Source organism: Ruegeria sp. AP12, assembly GCF_056540025.1.
In genome coordinates this window covers 1-525 of sequence record NZ_JBQFVZ010000335.1, presented here as the reverse complement: position 1 = coordinate 525, position 525 = coordinate 1, and the positions used below count along the sequence as shown (strand labels likewise).

The window sequence follows — 525 nt, the reverse complement described above, 5'->3', positions numbered from 1 at the left end:
CCTTTGGTTCGACGACAACTTCGTCGGCACCGAGTTGGATACCAAGGTCTCTTACGCCGGTATCGCAGAGGCCTGTGGCCTGAAAGGCGTTGTCGCACGTACGCAGGACGAACTGACAGCGGCTCTGAACCAGGCCATCGAAGACCAGAAGAACGGTATCACCACCTTGATCGAAGCCATGATCAATCAAGAACTGGGTGAGCCGTTCCGCCGCGACGCGATGAAAAAGCCGGTTGCGGTTGCGGGTATCGAAGCAGCAGACATGAAGCCGCAAGTCGAGGCCTGATCGCGGTGAAGCCCCTACATCAAATTCTCGGGGCTGCGACCAGTTCCAAAAAGATCATCGCCCTTGCTGAGGGCGATGATCCACGTGTTGTAGAAGGTGCGTTGAAAGCACGTGCCGAAGATGCAGCCGATATTATCCTTGTCGGCGATCAGTCCAAAGTTGCCTCTTTGCTGGCTGAAAAAGGCGGAACCGATGTAGCCGGGATAGACATTCACGATCCGGCAACTTCGCCCCACTTG

Annotated in this window: 2 protein-coding genes; both read left to right on the top strand. The window is 55.8% G+C overall.

Annotation, left to right across the window (positions count from 1 at the left end):
* Nucleotides 1–286 (top strand): thiamine pyrophosphate-dependent enzyme (locus ACR0E6_RS23070; RefSeq protein WP_480587813.1); only part of this gene is annotated, 286 nt, incomplete at its 5' end.
* A gap of 5 nt (nucleotides 287–291) precedes the next feature.
* Nucleotides 292–525 (top strand): phosphate acyltransferase (locus ACR0E6_RS23065; protein WP_480587809.1); only part of this gene is annotated, 234 nt, incomplete at its 3' end.